The 17,422-nt window shown below is 61.7% G+C and carries 21 protein-coding genes; 17 read left to right on the forward strand and 4 right to left on the reverse strand.

All coding sequences use genetic code 11. The features are described from left to right. Nucleotides 1-89: 89 nt before the first annotated feature. From MKP15_RS00175 to MKP15_RS00195, 5 genes are all read left to right on the forward strand, one after another. A complete protein-coding gene (locus MKP15_RS00175; protein WP_114470468.1) occupies nucleotides 90-347 on the forward strand; it encodes a heavy-metal-associated domain-containing protein in 258 nt (85 codons plus the stop codon). A gap of 87 nt (nucleotides 348-434) precedes the next feature. Continuing rightward, nucleotides 435-1,412: a dicarboxylate transporter/tellurite-resistance protein TehA gene (tehA, locus tag MKP15_RS00180; RefSeq protein WP_011347515.1), complete on the forward strand. Its 978-nt coding sequence runs from the start codon at nucleotides 435-437 to the stop codon at nucleotides 1,410-1,412. Between the two features lie 109 nt (nucleotides 1,413-1,521). Beyond that, complete coding sequence (locus MKP15_RS00185) at nucleotides 1,522-1,986, forward strand: DsrE family protein (RefSeq protein ID WP_240211428.1); 465 nt, start codon at nucleotides 1,522-1,524, stop codon at nucleotides 1,984-1,986. A 138-nt stretch (nucleotides 1,987-2,124) separates the two neighbouring features. Next, nucleotides 2,125-3,024, forward strand: coding sequence for an MBL fold metallo-hydrolase (locus MKP15_RS00190; protein WP_114470467.1), 900 nt, complete (start codon nucleotides 2,125-2,127; stop codon nucleotides 3,022-3,024). 62 nt (nucleotides 3,025-3,086) lie between these two features. Further along, on the forward strand, nucleotides 3,087-3,731 hold the full coding sequence (locus tag MKP15_RS00195; protein WP_114470466.1) for a thiol:disulfide interchange protein DsbA/DsbL: 645 nt from the start codon (nucleotides 3,087-3,089) through the stop codon (nucleotides 3,729-3,731). Nucleotides 3,732-3,748: 17 nt separating this feature from the next. Here the strand turns inward: MKP15_RS00195 and MKP15_RS00200 are convergent, their stop codons facing one another. Then, on the reverse strand, nucleotides 3,749-4,432 hold the full coding sequence (locus MKP15_RS00200) for a metalloregulator ArsR/SmtB family transcription factor (RefSeq protein ID WP_011347511.1): 684 nt from the start codon (nucleotides 4,430-4,432) through the stop codon (nucleotides 3,749-3,751). A 190-nt stretch (nucleotides 4,433-4,622) separates the two neighbouring features. Here MKP15_RS00200 and trxA point away from each other — a divergent pair, with 190 nt between their 5' ends. The 3 genes from trxA to trxB all read left to right on the forward strand — a co-directional run bounded on the left by trxA (nucleotide 4,623) and on the right by trxB (nucleotide 6,546). Next, nucleotides 4,623-4,943: a thioredoxin gene (gene trxA / locus MKP15_RS00205; protein ID WP_011347510.1), complete on the forward strand. Its 321-nt coding sequence runs from the start codon at nucleotides 4,623-4,625 to the stop codon at nucleotides 4,941-4,943. A gap of 83 nt (nucleotides 4,944-5,026) precedes the next feature. Further along, entirely contained in the window at nucleotides 5,027-5,545 is a 519-nt protein-coding gene (locus tag MKP15_RS00210; protein WP_114470465.1) for a carboxymuconolactone decarboxylase family protein, read from the forward strand. A 41-nt stretch (nucleotides 5,546-5,586) separates the two neighbouring features. Next, nucleotides 5,587-6,546, forward strand: coding sequence for a thioredoxin-disulfide reductase (gene trxB / locus MKP15_RS00215; RefSeq protein WP_240211429.1), 960 nt, complete (start codon nucleotides 5,587-5,589; stop codon nucleotides 6,544-6,546). 63 nt (nucleotides 6,547-6,609) lie between these two features. Here trxB and MKP15_RS00220 read toward each other — a convergent pair whose 3' ends face one another. Together MKP15_RS00220 and MKP15_RS00225 are read right to left on the reverse strand one after the other, a co-directional pair. Further along, a complete protein-coding gene (locus MKP15_RS00220) occupies nucleotides 6,610-7,968 on the reverse strand; it encodes an ATP-binding protein (protein ID WP_240211430.1) in 1,359 nt (452 codons plus the stop codon). Beyond that, nucleotides 7,965-8,633 (reverse strand): response regulator transcription factor, encoded by a 669-nt coding sequence (locus tag MKP15_RS00225; protein WP_011347506.1) that lies wholly within the window; start codon nucleotides 8,631-8,633, stop codon nucleotides 7,965-7,967. The genes MKP15_RS00220 and MKP15_RS00225 overlap by 4 nt, the downstream gene beginning before the upstream one ends. A 131-nt stretch (nucleotides 8,634-8,764) precedes the next feature. On the opposite strand from MKP15_RS00225, the gene dsbD reads away from it, so the two are divergent. The 8 genes from dsbD (at nucleotide 8,765) to MKP15_RS00265 (ending at nucleotide 16,359) form a co-directional block, all read left to right on the forward strand. After that, nucleotides 8,765-10,618 carry a protein-disulfide reductase DsbD gene (gene dsbD, locus MKP15_RS00230; protein WP_240211431.1) on the forward strand — a complete coding sequence of 618 codons (1,854 nt, stop codon included), beginning with the start codon at nucleotides 8,765-8,767 and terminating at the stop codon, nucleotides 10,616-10,618. Next, nucleotides 10,618-11,454, forward strand: coding sequence for a TlpA disulfide reductase family protein (locus tag MKP15_RS00235; RefSeq protein ID WP_240211432.1), 837 nt, complete (start codon nucleotides 10,618-10,620; stop codon nucleotides 11,452-11,454). The genes dsbD and MKP15_RS00235 overlap by 1 nt, the downstream gene beginning before the upstream one ends. Nucleotides 11,455-11,456: 2 nt before the next feature. Continuing rightward, a complete protein-coding gene (gene dsbG, locus MKP15_RS00240; RefSeq protein ID WP_011347503.1) occupies nucleotides 11,457-12,230 on the forward strand; it encodes a thiol:disulfide interchange protein DsbG in 774 nt (257 codons plus the stop codon). 95 nt (nucleotides 12,231-12,325) lie between these two features. Then, nucleotides 12,326-12,838, forward strand: coding sequence for a DUF302 domain-containing protein (locus MKP15_RS00245; protein WP_240211433.1), 513 nt, complete (start codon nucleotides 12,326-12,328; stop codon nucleotides 12,836-12,838). Nucleotides 12,839-12,856: 18 nt separating this feature from the next. Beyond that, complete coding sequence (locus tag MKP15_RS00250; RefSeq protein WP_240211434.1) at nucleotides 12,857-13,663, forward strand: sulfite exporter TauE/SafE family protein; 807 nt, start codon at nucleotides 12,857-12,859, stop codon at nucleotides 13,661-13,663. Between the two features lie 40 nt (nucleotides 13,664-13,703). Next, nucleotides 13,704-15,071: a dihydrolipoyl dehydrogenase gene (locus MKP15_RS00255; RefSeq protein ID WP_240211435.1), complete on the forward strand. Its 1,368-nt coding sequence runs from the start codon at nucleotides 13,704-13,706 to the stop codon at nucleotides 15,069-15,071. A gap of 37 nt (nucleotides 15,072-15,108) precedes the next feature. Continuing rightward, the gene (locus MKP15_RS00260) at nucleotides 15,109-15,432 is read left to right on the forward strand and encodes a hypothetical protein (RefSeq protein WP_011347499.1); all 324 of its coding nucleotides are present in this window, start codon (nucleotides 15,109-15,111) and stop codon (nucleotides 15,430-15,432) included. A 36-nt stretch (nucleotides 15,433-15,468) separates the two neighbouring features. After that, nucleotides 15,469-16,359: a LysR family transcriptional regulator gene (locus MKP15_RS00265; RefSeq protein WP_011347498.1), complete on the forward strand. Its 891-nt coding sequence runs from the start codon at nucleotides 15,469-15,471 to the stop codon at nucleotides 16,357-16,359. A 6-nt stretch (nucleotides 16,360-16,365) separates the two neighbouring features. Here the strand turns inward: MKP15_RS00265 and MKP15_RS00270 are convergent, their stop codons facing one another. After that, the gene (locus MKP15_RS00270; protein ID WP_011347497.1) at nucleotides 16,366-16,659 is read right to left on the reverse strand and encodes a helix-turn-helix transcriptional regulator; all 294 of its coding nucleotides are present in this window, start codon (nucleotides 16,657-16,659) and stop codon (nucleotides 16,366-16,368) included. A gap of 104 nt (nucleotides 16,660-16,763) precedes the next feature. Between MKP15_RS00270 and MKP15_RS00275 the strand changes: the two genes are divergently transcribed. Beyond that, nucleotides 16,764-17,405 (forward strand): substrate-binding domain-containing protein, encoded by a 642-nt coding sequence (locus MKP15_RS00275; RefSeq protein ID WP_205168741.1) that lies wholly within the window; start codon nucleotides 16,764-16,766, stop codon nucleotides 17,403-17,405. Nucleotides 17,406-17,422: the final 17 nt, after the last annotated feature.

Raw genomic sequence — 17,422 nt, forward strand, 5'->3', positions numbered from 1 at the left:
ATTACCGAGAAAAGATACCCCTTGACCTTCCCACCGTGACAAGGCCCACAGTGCCAGTTCCCTACCAGTAACTCCATTGGAGAAATCTCATGATCAGTTTTGAAGTCAAGGACATGACCTGCGGGCACTGCGTCAGCATGATCACGAAGGCGCTGAAGGCAGCGGATCAGGATGCCAAGTTCACCATCGATCAAAGCCAGGGCCTGGTGCAAATCGAATCGAGTAGCGCTGATCCGAAGGAACTCCAGGACGCCATCGCCGATGCGGGCTATACCCCCGTCCTGATCGAACAAAGCCGCGCCGCCGCATCGGCTTCGGCGAAGACCTGCTGCGGCGGCGGCAAGTGACACCGCTTGACCGTCATCAGGCTCGCCGACTCCCCGGCGGCGCTGCGCAGCGGGCCTAGACCACCTGTGAACGATAGGGGTCTGGAGATGGAAGCCCATCGCATCAAGCGGAGGCAAATTCCGGCATCGTATTTTGGGGTCGTCCTTGGAGTCGCCGGCCTGGGACAGGCCTGGCGCTCCGCTGTGCAGCTCTGGCATTTGCCTTCTGCCATTGGCGAAGCCCTGCTCGCGATGGCCGGACTGATCTGGGCTGCGCTCATCATCGGCTACGTCTGGCAGTCGATTCGGAATTTCGAGGCGGCAAAGGCCGAGTTCCTGCATCCGGTCCAGGGTGGAACGCCCGCACTGATCGCGGTTTCCACCTTGCTCATCGCCATCGCGGTGATCCCGTATTCCATGGCCCTTGCGTGGCTCCTGACGATCGGCGGCATTGCCTGGAATATCGGCTTTGCGCTTTGGCACACCGGCACGCTCTGGCAAGGCGGGAGGAACTCGGAGGACATGCTTCCGACCTTGTACCTGCCCACGGTCGCAGGAAACCTCACCACGGCGGCCGCACTGGGCGCGCTAGGCAGTGCTGATTGGGGATGGATTTTCTTGGGTGCGGGATTCTTCTCGTGGCTGGCCCTCGAATCCCTGGTCATCCATCGCCTATGGCACTCGACATCGATACCGGCGCCGCAACGTCCGCTGATTGGTATTCAATTCGCGCCACCCGTCGTTTGCGCCATGGCCTGGTTGGCCCTGTCTCCCGGCAGCACGGACCACTGGCTTCTCATGCTGTGGGGCTATGGCCTTTTCCAGCTATTGCTTGGCCTTCGCCTTGGCCTTTGGTTGGGCGTGCAGCCCTTCATCCCCGCCTACTGGGCCTATACCTTCGGTGTGGCCGCTGCAACCGTCAGCGGCCTGAAGCTGGCACAGGCCGGCATCCATTCGGCACAGGTTCTGGCCGTGCCGGTTTTCGTCGGCGCCAACGTGTTCATCGGCTACCTGGTCATACGGACGGTCCACCTGCTCATTACAAGCAAGGACACACCGCAACGGGCTACCGGGGGACAGCGATGAAGATGGCCGGCGGCCCAGCCCCCCAGGCACGGCTTTATTTTCGCTTAATCGGACAAGCCCAGCATCCGGCTTCTAGCCAGTTCTCTTTCACCACGCGAGGAAACGAAAAATGAAAACAACAGTCTTTTCCCTCCTTTTTGCAGTACTGGCTTTTTTCGCCTCCCCAACGAACGGCTTTGCCCAAGGCCCGCAGATGCCCGACATCAACAAGATGCCGGACATCGTAATTCCCTATGAAGGCACCTCCACCAAGTTCGCGCTGATGGTTTCGGACGTGCTGCACTTCAAGGCCGCTGTGTTGACCGCCAAGCAAATGGACGTGAAGAAGAAAGGACTGACCTTTGAAATCGTGGCCGTAGGCGCGGTGGTCAAGGATCTTGCAAACGACCATTCACTGGCCGAGTGGTTTGCAAAAAGCGAGGACTACGGTGCCAAGATCGTTGTCTGCGAGAACGCGATGGCCGTGTTCGGGGTCACGAAGGACCAACTGGACAAGAGACTGAGCACAACCCGAAGCGGAACCATCCATCTGCTTGAGCTTAAGGACAAGGGATATAACACCTTGCACATCTAGTTCCTATTGAACTGGGCACGGATGTTTGCCGGGAAACCGCTTTCGTTCACTTTTTCGGCTTGGTGGGCCCGGCAAATATCCGGGCTCGCGGCTGTGCAATTCACTTCGCCAAGCCATTACTTCAGGAGAACCCTATCCATGTCCATGAAAGAACTGATACGCAAATATGCAAGCCTGCTCATTGCGGGCTTTATCGCCGCAGGAGCTGCTGCCAGCGCGTCCGCCGAATCGGCACCAGCGCCTAGTGCTGGAACGAAATCGTTTGTGCTGCAGCAGATAAGGAACGCGACGATCAAGATCGACTACGGCGACGTCAGGTTTCTGGTCGATCCGATGCTGGCGAAAAAAGGCTCATATCCCGCGGCACCGGGAAGCTTCAACAGCGAAATCCGCAACCCTACCGTAGACCTTCCCATACCCCTTGAAAAAGTGATCGACGTGGATGCGGTAATCGTCACGCATCTGCACTTCGATCACTGGGACAACGAGGCCAAAGAACGCATCCCGAAAGACATGCCGATCTTTGCGCAGAACGATGAGGATGCCAGAACGATCCGAGGCTCAGGCTTCCGGGACGTGCGCGTCTTGAATGAGGCAACCGAATTCAAGGGAGTCCGCCTGATCAAGACAAGCGGCCAGCATGGCAGCGACGCTGCAATGGCCGTCCGCGGGAAACTTCTGGGCACGGTGTCTGGCGTGGTCTTCCAGCGCCCAGGCTTCAAGTCGCTCTACGTGGCTGGCGATACCGTCTGGAATACCCACGTCCAGGACGCTCTCGCCACATACCACCCGGACGTCATCGTCCTGAACGCGGGCTATGTGCGATTCAACGATATCGATGGCGCCATCATCATGGGCAAAGAGGATCTATATCGAGTGAATCAAGCCGCCCCTGGCGCTTATATCGTGGCGGTGCACTTGGAATCCCTGAACCATGCGACGCAAAGCCGGCAGGAACTGAAGGATTACATCAAGGAGAAATCGCTCGACCCTCAGCGAGTCCTCGTTCCCGATGACGGCGAAAGCTACAGCTTCTGAATGGCCCTTTCACCAGACCGACAGTGGTATCGGAGCAGTCCCGACCCTGGAGATACCCCCGCATGAAACGACGTCATTTTCTGATTGCCGCTGCGATGGTGCCCTTGGCGCCGCTGGCCAATAGCGTTTTCGCCCAAGAGGCTTTCAAAGCGGGCAAGGATTTCCTGGAGCTGGACAAACCCGTGCCGGTCGATGCGCCGCCTGGCAAGGTGGAGGTCATTGAGTTCTTCTCGTACAACTGTCCGCACTGCGCTGCCTTCGAGCCGCAGCTCGAAATCTGGACCAGGCAACTTCCCTCCATCGCATCCTTCCGGCGAGTTCCTGTGCCCTTTGTAGGCAGCGACGTGGAAGCCAAACAGCGCATGTACTACGCACTGCAGGCTCTGGGTAAGGAGGACGAATTCCGACCCAGGATCTTCCGGGCCATCCATCAAGAGCACCAACGCCTATTCGGCGACGATGCCATCCTAGCTTGGGCCGACAAGCAACCTGGACTGGACGGCAAGAAGTTCGCCGAGGCGTATCACTCGTTCTCGACCATGACCAGAGCCAAGCGCGCAACGCAGACGACCAGTGATTTCAAGGTGGCGGGCGTGCCGGCGCTAGGCATCGCCGGACGTTGGTACGCGGACGGAGAAACCGCCGGCAGCCCCGAGCGCGCGCTTCAGGTAACCAGTTTCCTGATTCGGGAAGCAAGCCGGGCGTGAGGGTTGCCCGGTACTGCTCAGGAGACCGGGCCGGTGCTGCCTTGCAGCGCAAGGCCCGCCGCCCGCCATTCGGGCACGCCCCCCGCCAGTGGCGTGGCCTGCATCCCGTGAGCCTGCAAGATGCTCACGGCCTGCATGGATAGCACACAGTACGGACCGCGGCAGTAGGCCACGACCTCCGTATCCCGGGACAGTTCACCGATCCTGTCGGCCAGTTGCTCCAGCGGGATATTGATCGCGCCCGGCAAATGAGCCTGCGCGAACTCCTCATCGCCGCGAATGTCCAGCAGCACCACGGCCCCTTCATCCATGCGATCAAGCAGGCCGTCGATCGAGACCGATTCCATCTCCTGGGGCCGTTGACGGCTATCGGCGATGGCCTCGCGGATGCGGGAATGCTGGAACTCCACGTAGTCATGCAGCGCCACGACCACCGAGGCCAACGGTCCCGGCCCGAGGCGATAGAGCATGTGCTTGCCATCGCGCCGCGTCTGCACGCAGCCAGCACGCTTCAGGTGCTGAAGGTGCTGAGAGGCGTTCGCCACCGTGATCCCGGTCAGCTCGGCCAGTTTCTCGACCGACCGCTCCCCACGCACGATCTGCTCCAGCAGCGCCAGGCGATGCGGATGCCCCAAGGTCTTGGCGACTTCGGCCAATGGGTCCAGACGGCTGCTGCCGTCGATGTGGGCGGGCGGGTTCATTGACGCCACGATACCATCGCACTATCATTCAATCAAATAATTGAACGTATATTGCAAAGCATATCCCCGCCCGCGCACGACTGCTGTAACCGGCAGCCATGCCTCCCATCCGCTGCTCAACCAAGCCTCTCTGCTTGCAGCGATCCGCACTGGCTGCGCCAGTGACTCCTTTCCAACTTCAGGAGCCCCCATGCTTCAAGAGCTGAACAACGACAATTTCGATACGACGCTCGGCCAGGTGCCCGGCGTCTATGCCGTCCGCTTCTGGGCCGAATGGTGCGGCCCGTGCAGGGTGATGTCCCCGATCTTCAAGGACGTCGCCCGCGACATGCAGGATCGCGCGCACTTCGGCGAGGTCGATATCGACCAGGCCCCGGAATTGGCTGGCCGCTTCGGCGTGCAGAGCATCCCAACGGTGGTGCTGTTCAAGGATGGCCAGGTGATCGACCGGATGACCGGCGCAGCGCCCAAGCCCAACGTCCTTCGCTTCATCAACAACCACCTCGATTGAACCGGACGGTGCGACCACTCGGCATCACCGCGTCGGCCGTAGCGCACCTGCAGCCCCCCGACCGCCCATAGAGAACAACACCAATGACCCATGTAAGAGTGAAACCTTGGCAGGACGGCGATAACGCTCCCCCCGAGCTTCTGGAAAACATGCAAGCCCGTCGCCCGAACGGCGAGCTGATCGGTATCGATCGCGTCTTGCTCAAGAGCTTTCCCCTGGCAACCGGCTGGAACGGTTTGCTCGGTCGCGTGCGGGCAGAGTTTGAGCTGCCCCTCGAATACCGAGAACTCATCATGTGCCGCGTTGCCGTGCTCAACCGGGCCGAATTCGAGTGGAATGTCCACAAGCCCGCCTACCTGCAGGCCGGGGGCACGCCAGAGAAATGCGATGCGCTGCGCGCCGACGGTATCGCTTCGCTTTTCGACGGCAAGGAGCGAGCGCTGCTGGAACTGACGGACCAGTCCACCCGCAACGTCGAAGTCGATGCTGCCGTCATCGAGAAGCTCAAGGCCTTCTTCGGAGAGCAGCAGACGGTAGAGGCGGTCGCGACGGTCGCCGCCTACAACATGGTGTCCCGCTTCTTGGTCGCCCTTGCGATCTGAGCATGCCGACCCGCCTTCCAATTGATCAACCGACACTCATCATGACCATGGCAACACACCATCAGCTCATCATTCTCGGCTCCGGGCCGGCCGGCTGGACCGCCGCGGTCTACGCCGCCCGTGCCAACCTCAAGCCACTGGTTCTCACCGGCCTGCAAATGGGCGGCCAGCTCATGACCACCACCGAGGTGGACAACTGGCCGGGCGTTGCCCATGGGCTGATGGGGCCGGACCTGATGACGCGCATGCAGGCCCATGCCGAGCGCTTCGAGACCGAGGTGGTATTCGACCACATCCACACCGCCGATCTGTCCAAGCGCCCGTTCACCCTGACCGGCGACAGCGCGCAGTACACCTGCGACGCGCTGATCATCGCCACCGGCGCCACCGCCAAGTACCTGGGCATTCCGTCCGAGGAAGCCTTCAAGGGCCGCGGCGTCTCGGCCTGCGCCACCTGCGACGGCTTCTTCTACAAGGACCAGGATGTGATCGTGGTCGGCGGCGGCAACACCGCGGTGGAAGAGGCGCTGTACCTGTCCAACATCGCCCGCAAGGTCTACCTGGTGCACCGCCGCGACACCCTGCGCGCGGAGAAGATCATGCAGGACAAGCTGTTCGCCAAGGTCGCCGCCGGCAAGATCGAGACCGTCTGGCACCACGAGGTGGACGAGGTGCTGGGCAACGACATGGGCGTGACCGGGGTGCGGGTGAAGTCCACCCTGGACGGCAGCACCCGCGACATCGACGCCCACGGCTTCTTCGTCGCTATCGGCCACAGCCCGAACACCGAGCTGTTCAAGGGCCAGTTGGCGATGAACAACGGCTACCTGGAAATCCGTTCCGGCTTGGGCGGCAACGCCACCCAGACCTCGGTGGAAGGCGTGTTCGCCGCCGGCGACGTGGCCGACCAGCACTACCGTCAGGCCATCACCTCGGCCGGCTTCGGCTGCATGGCGGCACTGGACGCGGAGCGATTCCTCGACTCGGCCGTTGTCCGATAAGGAACGCGCCATGGCCGGATGGAGAGGCAGGCGATCAACCCCTTGCATCGAGGCATCGAGCCTCTATCCAGGGAAAGTGCTGTCCCTCGGTGCGTTTGTTCCCGGCAGGGAAATCTCCGCGATCAGGCCGCCTCCATCCCTTGGCCTCAATTCAAGACTGCCACCGAAACGCTCCGCAATCGCACGCACGATCGAAATGCCCAGGCCTGACCCATCCTTGCTGTTCCGGCCCTGGTCGCCACGCCAAAAGCGCTGGCCGATTTGCGCTGCCTGCTCGGTAGTGAGGCCAGGGCCACGGTCCGATACAGTGATCAAGCACCGCGGCACATCCTGTTCCAAGAGCACGCTGACATCGATCACGGCATCTTGGGGCGAATAGCGCATCGCATTGTCAACCAGGTTGCGAACCGCCGTTTCCAGCATCGACCTGGGCACTGGAGTTCCGATGCTTTCGCCGTTGACGGTCAGCGACAGGCGCTTGCCTTCGTCGGCGTTCCATTGCCCCAGCACGCCACGGACACAATCGGCCACGCAGGTGCAGCCGTCCGCCTTGTCGGCAGGTGCCTCGGCACGGGCCAGGGTCATCATCTGGTCCAGCGTGCGCCGCAGTCGCTTCACCCCTTCCTCTGCACTGGAAAGCGAGGAAGCCACCTCGTCGCCCTCGCTGATCCTGGCTACCTGCAGGTGCGTGTCGATTACGGTCAGCGGCGTGCGCAATTCGTGCGCCGCGGCATCGGTGAATGCCCGTTGGCTGGAGAGCGCCCGTGCCAAGCGCCTGAGAAGCCCATTCATCGCATCCAGAACCGGACGCAGTTCGGAGGGCGAGTGGTTGACGGCGATCGGGGATGTATCGTCCGCATGCTTGTCACGCAACTGCTGTGAAAGCGCCTTCAGCGGGGACAGCCCCCGGCCGATGCCGATCCAAAGCGCAGCCAAGCCGCCGAGGAAGGCGATCACGAACGGTACGCCAGCCACGCTCAGCAATTCGTTGATCAGCATGTCCCGCTGATCCACGCGATCGGCCGTAGTGATCTGATAGCCATCGGCACGAAGAACGTAGACCCGCCACTGGTGCCCCAGAACCTCCCGCGTACTGAAGCCTGTCGGCAGCGACTCAAATTCCGAATGAGGTCCAGTGGTCGTGCGTGCCAGGATCTCCCCACGCAGGGATCGAATTTCGCATGCGATGCCTTCCTTGCCGCTGACGCGCACGGCCTCGGTGAAGTCGGTAGCCGCCGAGTTGGGGGCCAGTGCCGCGCGTTCAAGAAGCCCCGACACCATGCGTGCCGACATGGCAAGACGACCGTCGAGCGTTCGGTCGAGATTGGAATGAACGCCGCGCATCATCCAGCCCGCGGCAGCGCTCCACAGAACCAGCAGCGAAATGCCGGCGATCAGAACGGCGCGAAGGCGCAGGCTCATGACGTAAGCCTCCAGCCCAGCCGATAACCGAGTCCGCGAACCGTCTCGATCGCCTCGGCCCCGAGCTTGCGGCGGATGTTGTGGATATGCACGTTGAGCGCATTGCTGCCGATTTCTTCCCCGAGTCCGTACAGGCGTTCGTTAAGCATGTCGGGGGGCACCCACCGGCCATCGGCGTTGGCGAGATGGGCCAGCAAATCGACTTCGCGGCGCGACAAGGTGACGGCCTCGCCCTGGAACCAGGCCAGCCCGCTCTCCGGCTCCAATCGCAAAGGGCCGGCCGAGATGACCTGGGCAGCGCGACCTTGCGTGCGCCTGACCAGCGCGTGCAACCGGGCCGCGAGTTCCCGCAGGTCGAACGGCTTGACCATGTAGTCGTCGGCACCGTCATGCAGCCCCTTGAGCCTGTGCTCGATGGCGTCGCGTGCGGTGAGGATCAAGACGGGCAACTGCGGTTCGACCGCCCGCATGCTGGCCAGCAATTCCATGCCATCCCGGTCGGGCAGACCGAGATCGAGTACCAAGGCATGAAAGGTTTCTTCTGCGTGCACGGTTTCCGCGTCCTGTGCCGTGAGGACATGCTGGACGGAAATGCCGTGCTTTCGCAAACCGGCGACGATTCCCTTGCCGATCAACTCGTCATCCTCTACCAGCAGTACCCGCATTTCCGCTTCACCTTGCCTCGATCAAATGCTCATGGTAGGACAGAAATCCCTTTCACGTCAGCGAAAAAATAGGCCCTCACGGCACTTTAGTTTCGCTTAATCGAGCGAGCGCATCCTTCAAGCAGCTTTGCTTGGAGGATTCGGATTTGGCTTTTTATCGGCGCATAGTTGCGATCTTTCTACTGTGTTGTTGCATGGTCGGCAGCGCCTGGGCGAATGGCCTTCTTCCCTCCTGGGGCAGTAGCGAACGGCAGTTTTTGGACGTTGCCGAAGTATTCAAGCTGGACCCAGCGCAGCAACAAGGCGACTCGTTCTTAATTGCAGGACATATCGCCGATGGCTACTACGTTTACCGCCATGCCATCAAATTGGTCGATGCGCAGGGCCATGAGATCAGCCTGACCCTTCCAGCAGGAACTGCCAAGCACGACGAGTTCTTTGGCGACACGGAAATCTATAAGGGTGATGCGCTCAATCTGCGCTTTCCCGTCACTGCCGCCGGCCCGCTGACACTCCATTGGCAAGGGTGCGCCGAAGCAGGCATCTGCTATCCGCCGCAGACCGTAAACCTGGCACTGCCGGAAGTGGCAGCAGGCACATCTACCGCAGGCAATGGCTCCACGCACGAGAGCCCAACCGCGGCACCCGCCAGCCAAGGCAGCGTGGCGGGGGCGACCGAGATCGCCGAGGATCAAGCGGCAGCGCAGCGGCTTGCCGCACTCGGCCCCGTATGGGGAACGCTGCTGTTCTTCGGCTTCGGGTTGCTGTTGGCCTTCACGCCATGCTCGCTGCCGATGATCCCCATCGTCTCCTCCATGGTCGTAGGCAGCCAAGCCAAGCCGCGACGGGCCTTCTTCCTCTCCCTGTCCTATGTCGTGGCAATGGCGGGCACCTACGCGGTGGTGGGTGTGGCCGCTGGCGTGGCCGGTGCCAACCTGCAGGCCACCCTGCAATCGCCTTGGCTGCTGGGAGCGTTCGCGGCCCTGTTCCTCGTCCTGGCAAGTTCGTTGTTCGGCCTGTTCGAGCTGCAGATGCCTTCGGCCCTGGTCAATCGTGTCGAGTCTGCCGGCAGAGACCGCTCGGGCGGCAGCATTCCCGGCGCTGCAGCACTGGGCTTCCTCTCGGCGCTCCTGGTCGGCCCCTGCATGACCGCGCCATTGGCGGGTGCATTGCTGTACATCGGGCAGACCGGCAGCGCGGTCTATGGCGGAATGGCATTGTTCGCGCTGGGTTTGGGCATGGGATTGCCCCTGTTGGCCATCGCCGTGTTCGGTGCCCGGGTCCTACCTCGCCCGGGCGCATGGATGGATCGCGTGCGCGTGGCATTCGGCTACGTCATGGTCGGCATGGCCGTGATGATGCTGACGCGCTTCCTGCCCGGCACCGTGGGCCTGGTGCTTTGGGGGGCCTGGGTCTTGTCCGTGGCGATTGGCCTGATCGCCTGGGGTCAGGCCGTGGCGGCGAAGCATCGGCTGGCATGGACGCTGCGGTCCGGTGCTGTCTTCGCCGGCTTGTGGTCCGTCCTGATGCTGGTCGGCGCTGCGTCCGGGGGCGAATCCGCTTTGCAGCCGTTGGCGCATCTGCGCGGTGGATCGACTTCGGCCGCATCTGCCGAGGCCGGTGTCGCTTTCGTTCAGGCGAAATCGGTCGAGGATGTGGATGCGCATTTGGCCCAGGCGGCTTCGCGCGACCAATGGACCCTGATCGACTTCTACGCCGACTGGTGCGTCAGTTGCCATGTGATCGAGCGCAACGTATTCGGAGACCCGGCTGTCGCGTCCCGGCTGGCGCGCATGCAGGTGGTGCGGCCGGACGTCACGCGCAATGATGCGACCGACCAGGCTCTGCTCAAGCGCTGGGGCGTCATGGGACCGCCCACACTCATCCTGGTTGGCCCGGACGGCAAGGAACGCCGGGATCTGCGCGTGGTGGGTGAGATCGATGCTCGCACCTTCCTGGATCATCTGGACAAGGCGGGCTCCTGATGATCAGCGTGGGGCCTTTCTCCATCCAGGTCGTGGCTGTCTTCGCTGCCGTGCTGCTGGCCTGGGCAATAGCTCGCATGGTTGCCAAGCGACTGCCCGACTCGCCGTACAAGGCGGCCGGCGGAATGCTTATGGACGCGGTGTTCGTGGGGTTTGTAGCAGCTCGCCTGGGCTATATCGCGCAGTGGTGGGACGAGTACGCGCAGTCGCCAATGTCCATGTTCTTCATCGGCGACCAAGGCTTCACCTGGTGGATAGGCGTCGCGGCAACGCTGGTGTTCATCTGGTGGCGCACCCGTTCGACCCGGGCATTGCGCCGCCCTGTACTGGTAGGTGTTACAGCCGGACTTTTGGCGTGGTTTGCCGCAGGTGGCGTGCTTGAGCTGTTGCAGCGCTCGGCACCGCCGCTACCGGCCTTGGCGCTCGCCACGCTCGACGAAAAGCCTGTTGTCCTGAACTCCTATATCGGACGGCCAGTCGTGCTCAACCTCTGGGCTTCATGGTGTCCGCCATGTCGTCGCGAAATGCCGGTGTTCGAGCAGGCGCAAGCGCAGTATCCCGAGATCGCTTTCGTCATGGTCAACCAGGGTGAAAGCGCCCAGCAGGCGCGTGCCTTTCTCGAAGCCCAAGGCCTGCAGCTCAAGGATGTGTTGCTCGACCCTGCTTCCCAAACCATGCAGGCGGTTGCTTCGCGAGGCCTGCCCACCACGTTGTTCTTCAATGAGCACGGACGCCTGGTGGATACACACCTGGGCGAACTCTCGATGGCCAGCCTCAAAAACACGGTGTCGCGCCGTTTCGCGCAATCCCAACAGATCAAGACAGAAAAGGAATAATCATGTTTGCAAAACGCTCTCGCATTTCTCTCTTTTTGGCCGCCAGCCTGCTGTTGGTCACCGGCTGCAGCCAAGCGGAAACCGCCAACCAGCCACCCGCCCTGAAGGCACTGGAGGATCAGGGCCTGACCGTCATGCAGGAATTCAAGGTCGGAGGCGGACTGCGCGCTTTCGCGGCAGTTGCCGGTGACAGGCCCGTCGCCATTTACATCACGAGCGATGGCAATGCCATCGTGGGAACACGCCTGAATGCCAAGGGAGAGCCGATCGATGAGGCAGCCCTGAACAATCTGGCGGCCAAGCCGCTCAGCGACAAGGAATGGGCGCAGCTCCAATCTGCAACCTCTGTCCGGGACGGGCAAGCGAATGCCCCGCGCATCGTGTATGCCTTCTCCGACGCCAACTGTCCCTATTGCCATCGCTTCTGGGAAGCCGCACGTCCTTGGGTCGATGCTGGCAAGGTCCAGATTCGGCACATCATGGTCGGAATCATCAGGGAAGACAGTCCCGCCAAAGCTGCGGCAATCCTGGGTGCCGCTGATCCCTCGGCAGCGTTGCTGGAAAACGAGCGGAAGTATTCCCAGGGCGGGATTACACCGGCCAAGAGCATTCCAGCAAATGTACGGAAGACCCTCGATGACAACCAGATGCTGATGTTGAGCATGGGCTTCCGCGGAACTCCTGGCATCGTCGTTCGTGGCCCCGATGGCGTACTCAAGAAATATAACGGCATGCCTCAGGGGCCCCAGTTGGCCGAGGTGCTGGGACCACGCTGAGACCCATCCTTTGGCGCGCGAATGCGATATGTGCCGCATCGCGCGCCAGAGCTGCACCTACTGGGCTAACCAACTGCAATTCAAGGAGGTGAATCATGTCCACTAACCATCGCCTGATTGCTGGCTTGTTTTTTGGCCTGGTGTGCCTGCTTGTCGCCGCTCCGTCGGCCGCAGGAGTCGATTGGCCCAAGGATGGCTGGAGGGTGATTGAGACGAGCCAGAGCTATTCGGAATTGCTCGCCAATCTCAAGAAAGCGGTCTCCGCGAATGACCTGAATGTTGTCTTTGATGTTGGCCCGACGGAGGCTGCTGCAAAGCGCGGCATCCACATTCCGGGAAACCGGGTGGTGGGGGTCTTCAACAACAAGTTTGCCGTCGATATTTTGCGCCTCAGCGTGCCGGCGATGATCGAGGCACCAGTCCGGTTTTATGTGACTGAGCGGGATGACGGGCATGCAACGCTGTCGTGGGTCGAACCCAGTCATATTTTCGCGCCATATATCGAGGACGTTGGCAGCAGCGATGACGCAAAAATGCTGCGTCAGGAAGCGGAGGAACTCGATGTTCGCTTCTCTCGGATTGCATCCGAGGCTGCACAAGGAAAATAGCTGAAAGGGGCGTTCACTATGCTCTCGCTGACAGGTGGGCTGCTGGGCCTCATCATCGGAGCCGTGCTGGGATTGACCGGCGCCGGCGGCGGCATCTTCGCGGTGCCGGCGTTGGTTTTCGGCTTAGGCATGGACATACGTAGTGCCGCACCCGTGGCGCTGCTTGCGGTGGGTGCGGCGGCGGCATTGGGCGCTGTACAGGGACTGCGCCGGGGTATTGTCCGGTACAAGGCCGCGATGGTGCTGGCGGCCGCCGGCACCGTGACTGCCCCGCTGGGTGTTCAGCTCGCGCACTGGCTTTCGCCGCGGTGGCTGAACCTGGTCTTCGTGGCCATCATGCTCGTCATCGCGTACCGGATGTTCCTGTCCTCGCGCAGCACCCAAGCCGATGGCGACTTGCGCGACGAGCAGGCCAAGGCGTGCAAGGTCTCCAAAGACACGGGGCGCTTTCTCTGGAACCTGCGAACCGCGACCACGCTGGGCAGTATCGGCGTCGTGTCCGGCTTGGCCACGGGCATGCTGGGCGTAGGCGGCGGCTTCATCATCGTCCCAGCCTTGGCGCATTTCAGCGAGCTGCGCATGCACAGCATCGTCGCGACCTCGCTCATGGTGATCGCGCTGCTGTCCGCCGTGACCGTGTTCATCGCATGGAATCATGGCCTGCTCCTTACCGCGCCTACTTGGGCATTCGTACTCACCGCGCTGGTGGGCATGGCGGGTGGTCGCGCTGTGGCGCTAAGGATTCCTTCCAAGATGCTGCAGCGGGTGTTCTCGATCACCTGCGTGTCCGTGGCGGCTCTCATGCTCATGCGCAACGTGGGCTAGAGATTCGCTATTTGGTTAATTGATTGGACGGAGATTTCCAATGCAGGCAAGGAAAGTAGATATCGCCATCATCGGTGCTGGAACCGCCGGCATCACGGCATTTCATGCACTCAAGGCGGCAGGAAAGGATGTCGTCCTGATCGATCGTGGACCGCTGGGAACGACCTGCGCGCGCGTAGGGTGCATGCCGTCGAAGGCCGCTTTGCATGCAGGGATGCGATGGACGACGGCCAAGGAGTTGCCCGCGGGCGTCACGCTCTCCGCGCAAGGGCCACAGGCTTTGTGGCGGCATACCCGCCAGACGCGGGATGCTCTAGCCGGTGCCGCCGCGGAGCGCACGCGCAAGGCTGCCGGCGAAAACCTGATCATGGCCGAGGCTCGCTTTGTCGCGCCAGGCATCTTGGAAGTCGGCGACCAGCGTATCGAGGCGAAGGCTTTCATCGTAGCCACGGGTTCGCATCCGGTGGTGCCCAAGTCGCTGGGCGGCGCGGCCTCCCACATCCTCACCACCGACACCCTTTTCGAGCAGAAGGAACTGCCGCAGCGCCTGGGGATTCTAGGACTGGGAGCGATCGGTCTGGAACTTGGCCTGGCGCTGTCGCGGCTTGACGTGCAGGTGATCGGTGCCGACCAACAGGACACGATCGGCGGTATTCAAGATCCCGAGGTGCAGGATCGGGCGCTTTCGAGGTTCGGCGGCGAGTTTCCCATGTGGCTGGGGGCACCCGTCGAAGTTACCCTGGCAGGCGACAAGGTGCGCATGCGCACCGACAAACATGAAGCGCTCGTGGATCGCTTGCTGGTCGTGACTGGCCGCCAGCCCAATACCGAAGCGCTCAATCTGCAAGCGGCAGGCATCCTATTGGACAAGGCAGGCCGGCCGAACATCGACGCCTCCACCATGCAGGCATCGGATGCACCGATCTTCTTCGCGGGCGACGTGCAGCCGGATCGTCCGCTGATGCACGAGGCCGCCGACGAAGGCCAGATGGCGGCCCAGGCCGCCTTGACGCGCCTGCGTGGCGAACAATGGCAGGGAGCGCCGCGTCGGGTGCCGATCAGCATCCTGTTCACCGATCCCGACGTCTGCGCTGTCGGCATGTCCTACCAGGCCGCAATGAAGAAAGATGCCGTGGTCGGCATCGCGGACGGTAGTGGCAACGGGCGCTCGAAGATCCTCGGTGCCCAGGACAACCTGCTGCGCATCTACGTCGAACCCGGCACTGGCTTATTGCTTGGGGCCAGCATGTTGCTGACGCGAGGCGAGCATCTGGCGCACTTGCTCGCCTGGGCAATCCAGGCCAAGCAGACCGTCAATGACCTGCTGACGATGCCGTTCTACCACCCATCCATCGAGGAGATGCTGCAGAGCGCCTTGAAGTCGGCATCCCAGCAACTCAACCCGTAAACGGACTCCTTCTTTCCGCCATCACGCCCGAACCATCATGAGCCAAAACATCCAGAACCAAGCGTTGAAAGTGATCCTGCATGCGCCAACTCCCGCAGCACTGGAGCGCGCACGCAAGAATGCGGTCAATCTCCTGCGCGAAGCGCCTGATGCCGAGCTGCGCATCATTCTCAATGCAGAGGCTGTCAAGGCAGCACTCGATCAAGCGCATGCCGAGGTGGACATCCACACCTGGGTGTGCCCGACGACGCTGACCCGGATCGGCAGGGAGAACCGGCCGCCGCTCCAGGTGATGGCAGGCCCAGCCGTGATCGAAATCGCGCGCATGCAGCGGACAGGATGGGTCTATATCAGATCATAGCAACAGGCCGCCCAGGCGGCAGAAGGGGCTGGGGACATGGAACTGCGACATCTTCGCTACTTTGTCGTCTTGGCTGACGAGCTGCATTTCACGCACGCCGCGGAGCGGCTGCATATCGAACAACCGCCCTTGTCTCGGGCGATCAAAGAGCTGGAAGACGAACTAGGGGTCGTACTCTTTGATCGTGATCGCAGAGGAACGCGGCTGACCGCCGCAGGAGTTGCCTTCCTGCAAGACTCTCGCAGGCTTTTCACCGTTCTCGAACAAGCCCGGGAGAACGTCAAGGCCGTCGCGGCGGGTTTGCGGGGTAGCCTGCGTATCGCGGTGTCTGATGGAGCAATCGACCCTAGGCTTTCATCGTTCCTGGCCCGTTGCCGCGCCGAAGAACCAGAGATCGAAATACGCCTGTCCGAAGTACCCTTGGCCGAACAGATGCGGGGGCTTCGATCCGGCGATTTCATGATCGGCTTCGCACACACCGCGGATGTCAACGACGGTATCGTTGCCGAACCAATATGGCGAGACCCGCTGGTAATTGCCGTACCGGCACGGCACGCGCTACTCGCTCACAAGGAAGTGCCACTTCATGAACTTAGCGGTCACCCGCTTGTCTTGTGCGATCCGCAAGTCTGCGAGGGTTACTGCCGCGAGCTGGCGCGCCTTCTAGGACCTCTGGGACACCAGAAAAACGTCGTTGAGCATGTAACCTCTTTGGACATGATGCTCACGCTGGTCGGTGCCGGTTATGGTGTTGGCTTCATGGCCGCGAACAGAACTCCAGCCACACAGCGGCCTGATGTCGTAATACGCCCGTTGGCTGTTGAATCCGCAATTATTACGACCTACGTGCTTCGGCCCGACAATAGCGCCTCTTCGGCCTCTCTGGAGCGGTTTATCGCGCGCCTGCGCGAAGGGCTGGGCAACTAACCTGGCTCAAGATTCGACAGTGGAATCCATATTGCGCTCCGTGGCGGCCATTAGATCGGTCCCACTCATCTTCAGCGCGGTGGCGATTTTCAGTATCAGGGCCAAGGAGGGCAAATGCTCCCCTCGTTCGATCTTGCCCATGTGGGAACGCTCTATTCCAGCCAGCCCGGCCAGTTCCTCCTGAGCGATGCCCTGGTCCATGCGGAACGCGCGCACAGCCTTGCCAAAAGCCTGGGCTGGCTCGGCTTCATATCTGGTTGTGCCAGGGGGACGCCCCCGTTGAACAGTACGCCTCTGCATCGACAGAAGCGTCAGGCAGTCACTAGAATTTAACCACGTTAAATTTAACTCACGGGTATCATGTCGGATTGGTTTCTTGATCAATTCTCTTCTTGGGGGCTCTTATGCACGATGCCACCAGCCCGTCCCCCCGTCTTAGGCTTGCGGTAGCACCGGGCGTATCGTCATCTCAACTCTCGGCGCTTCTCGCGCGTCAACGCGCAGAGGAGCCGAGCGTCACCCTCGCGGTTTTCGAGGTTGCAGGTGACGTCCTGCTTGAGGGGCTTCTTGAAGGCCGCTATGACGTCGGGATGTCGCTTCAGGGGTATAGCGACCCCGCTCTCAAAACGCAGCTCTTATGGACCGAGACCATGGCTGTCGCCATGCCGACACGGTTCCACTTATTCGACCAGGCGAAGCTCGCCATCGCCGATCTTCGGGACTATCCCGTCTATCGCTGGCAGGCAGAAGCCTGCCCCCTGCTGGATGAGAGGCTGGCCTCCCTCATGCCAGTGGACCAGGAAAACCTCCAACGGGTGACTTCCTTCGAGATGATGGCGCTATGGGTCGCAGCGGGCTATGGCGTCGGGGTATCTACGCGATCGCGCATTGAGCGTGCCCATAGATGGGGGATCACCGTGCGACCGCTCGCCGGCGGTCCCTACGAGATCGCGACATACCTGCAGCGGCCCCACGCGCAAGCCAATTCCACTTCGGAGCGGTTCGAGCGCAGAGCGCTGCAAGTCACCGGGGCTGACATCACATAGTGGCACCTACGGCCGGG

It is taken from the genome of Stenotrophomonas sp. Y6, assembly GCF_022436665.1.
Lineage (GTDB): Bacteria > Pseudomonadota > Gammaproteobacteria > Xanthomonadales > Xanthomonadaceae > Stenotrophomonas > Stenotrophomonas acidaminiphila_A.

Coding starts and splice junctions, on each gene's coding strand:
- MKP15_RS00175 (WP_114470468.1), top strand. CDS start 90: ATGATCAGTTTTGAAGTCAAGGACATGACCTGCGGGCACTGCGTCAGC.
- tehA (WP_011347515.1), top strand. CDS start 435: ATGGAAGCCCATCGCATCAAGCGGAGGCAAATTCCGGCATCGTATTTT.
- MKP15_RS00185 (WP_240211428.1), top strand. CDS start 1,522: ATGAAAACAACAGTCTTTTCCCTCCTTTTTGCAGTACTGGCTTTTTTC.
- MKP15_RS00190 (WP_114470467.1), top strand. CDS start 2,125: ATGTCCATGAAAGAACTGATACGCAAATATGCAAGCCTGCTCATTGCG.
- MKP15_RS00195 (WP_114470466.1), top strand. CDS start 3,087: ATGAAACGACGTCATTTTCTGATTGCCGCTGCGATGGTGCCCTTGGCG.
- MKP15_RS00200 (WP_011347511.1), bottom strand. CDS start 4,432: ATGAACCCGCCCGCCCACATCGACGGCAGCAGCCGTCTGGACCCATTG.
- trxA (WP_011347510.1), top strand. CDS start 4,623: ATGCTTCAAGAGCTGAACAACGACAATTTCGATACGACGCTCGGCCAG.
- MKP15_RS00210 (WP_114470465.1), top strand. CDS start 5,027: ATGACCCATGTAAGAGTGAAACCTTGGCAGGACGGCGATAACGCTCCC.
- trxB (WP_240211429.1), top strand. CDS start 5,587: ATGACCATGGCAACACACCATCAGCTCATCATTCTCGGCTCCGGGCCG.
- MKP15_RS00220 (WP_240211430.1), bottom strand. CDS start 7,968: ATGAGCCTGCGCCTTCGCGCCGTTCTGATCGCCGGCATTTCGCTGCTG.
- MKP15_RS00225 (WP_011347506.1), bottom strand. CDS start 8,633: ATGCGGGTACTGCTGGTAGAGGATGACGAGTTGATCGGCAAGGGAATC.
- MKP15_RS00235 (WP_240211432.1), top strand. CDS start 10,618: ATGATCAGCGTGGGGCCTTTCTCCATCCAGGTCGTGGCTGTCTTCGCT.
- dsbG (WP_011347503.1), top strand. CDS start 11,457: ATGTTTGCAAAACGCTCTCGCATTTCTCTCTTTTTGGCCGCCAGCCTG.
- MKP15_RS00245 (WP_240211433.1), top strand. CDS start 12,326: ATGTCCACTAACCATCGCCTGATTGCTGGCTTGTTTTTTGGCCTGGTG.
- MKP15_RS00250 (WP_240211434.1), top strand. CDS start 12,857: ATGCTCTCGCTGACAGGTGGGCTGCTGGGCCTCATCATCGGAGCCGTG.
- MKP15_RS00255 (WP_240211435.1), top strand. CDS start 13,704: ATGCAGGCAAGGAAAGTAGATATCGCCATCATCGGTGCTGGAACCGCC.
- MKP15_RS00260 (WP_011347499.1), top strand. CDS start 15,109: ATGAGCCAAAACATCCAGAACCAAGCGTTGAAAGTGATCCTGCATGCG.
- MKP15_RS00265 (WP_011347498.1), top strand. CDS start 15,469: ATGGAACTGCGACATCTTCGCTACTTTGTCGTCTTGGCTGACGAGCTG.
- MKP15_RS00270 (WP_011347497.1), bottom strand. CDS start 16,659: ATGCAGAGGCGTACTGTTCAACGGGGGCGTCCCCCTGGCACAACCAGA.
- MKP15_RS00275 (WP_205168741.1), top strand. CDS start 16,764: ATGCACGATGCCACCAGCCCGTCCCCCCGTCTTAGGCTTGCGGTAGCA.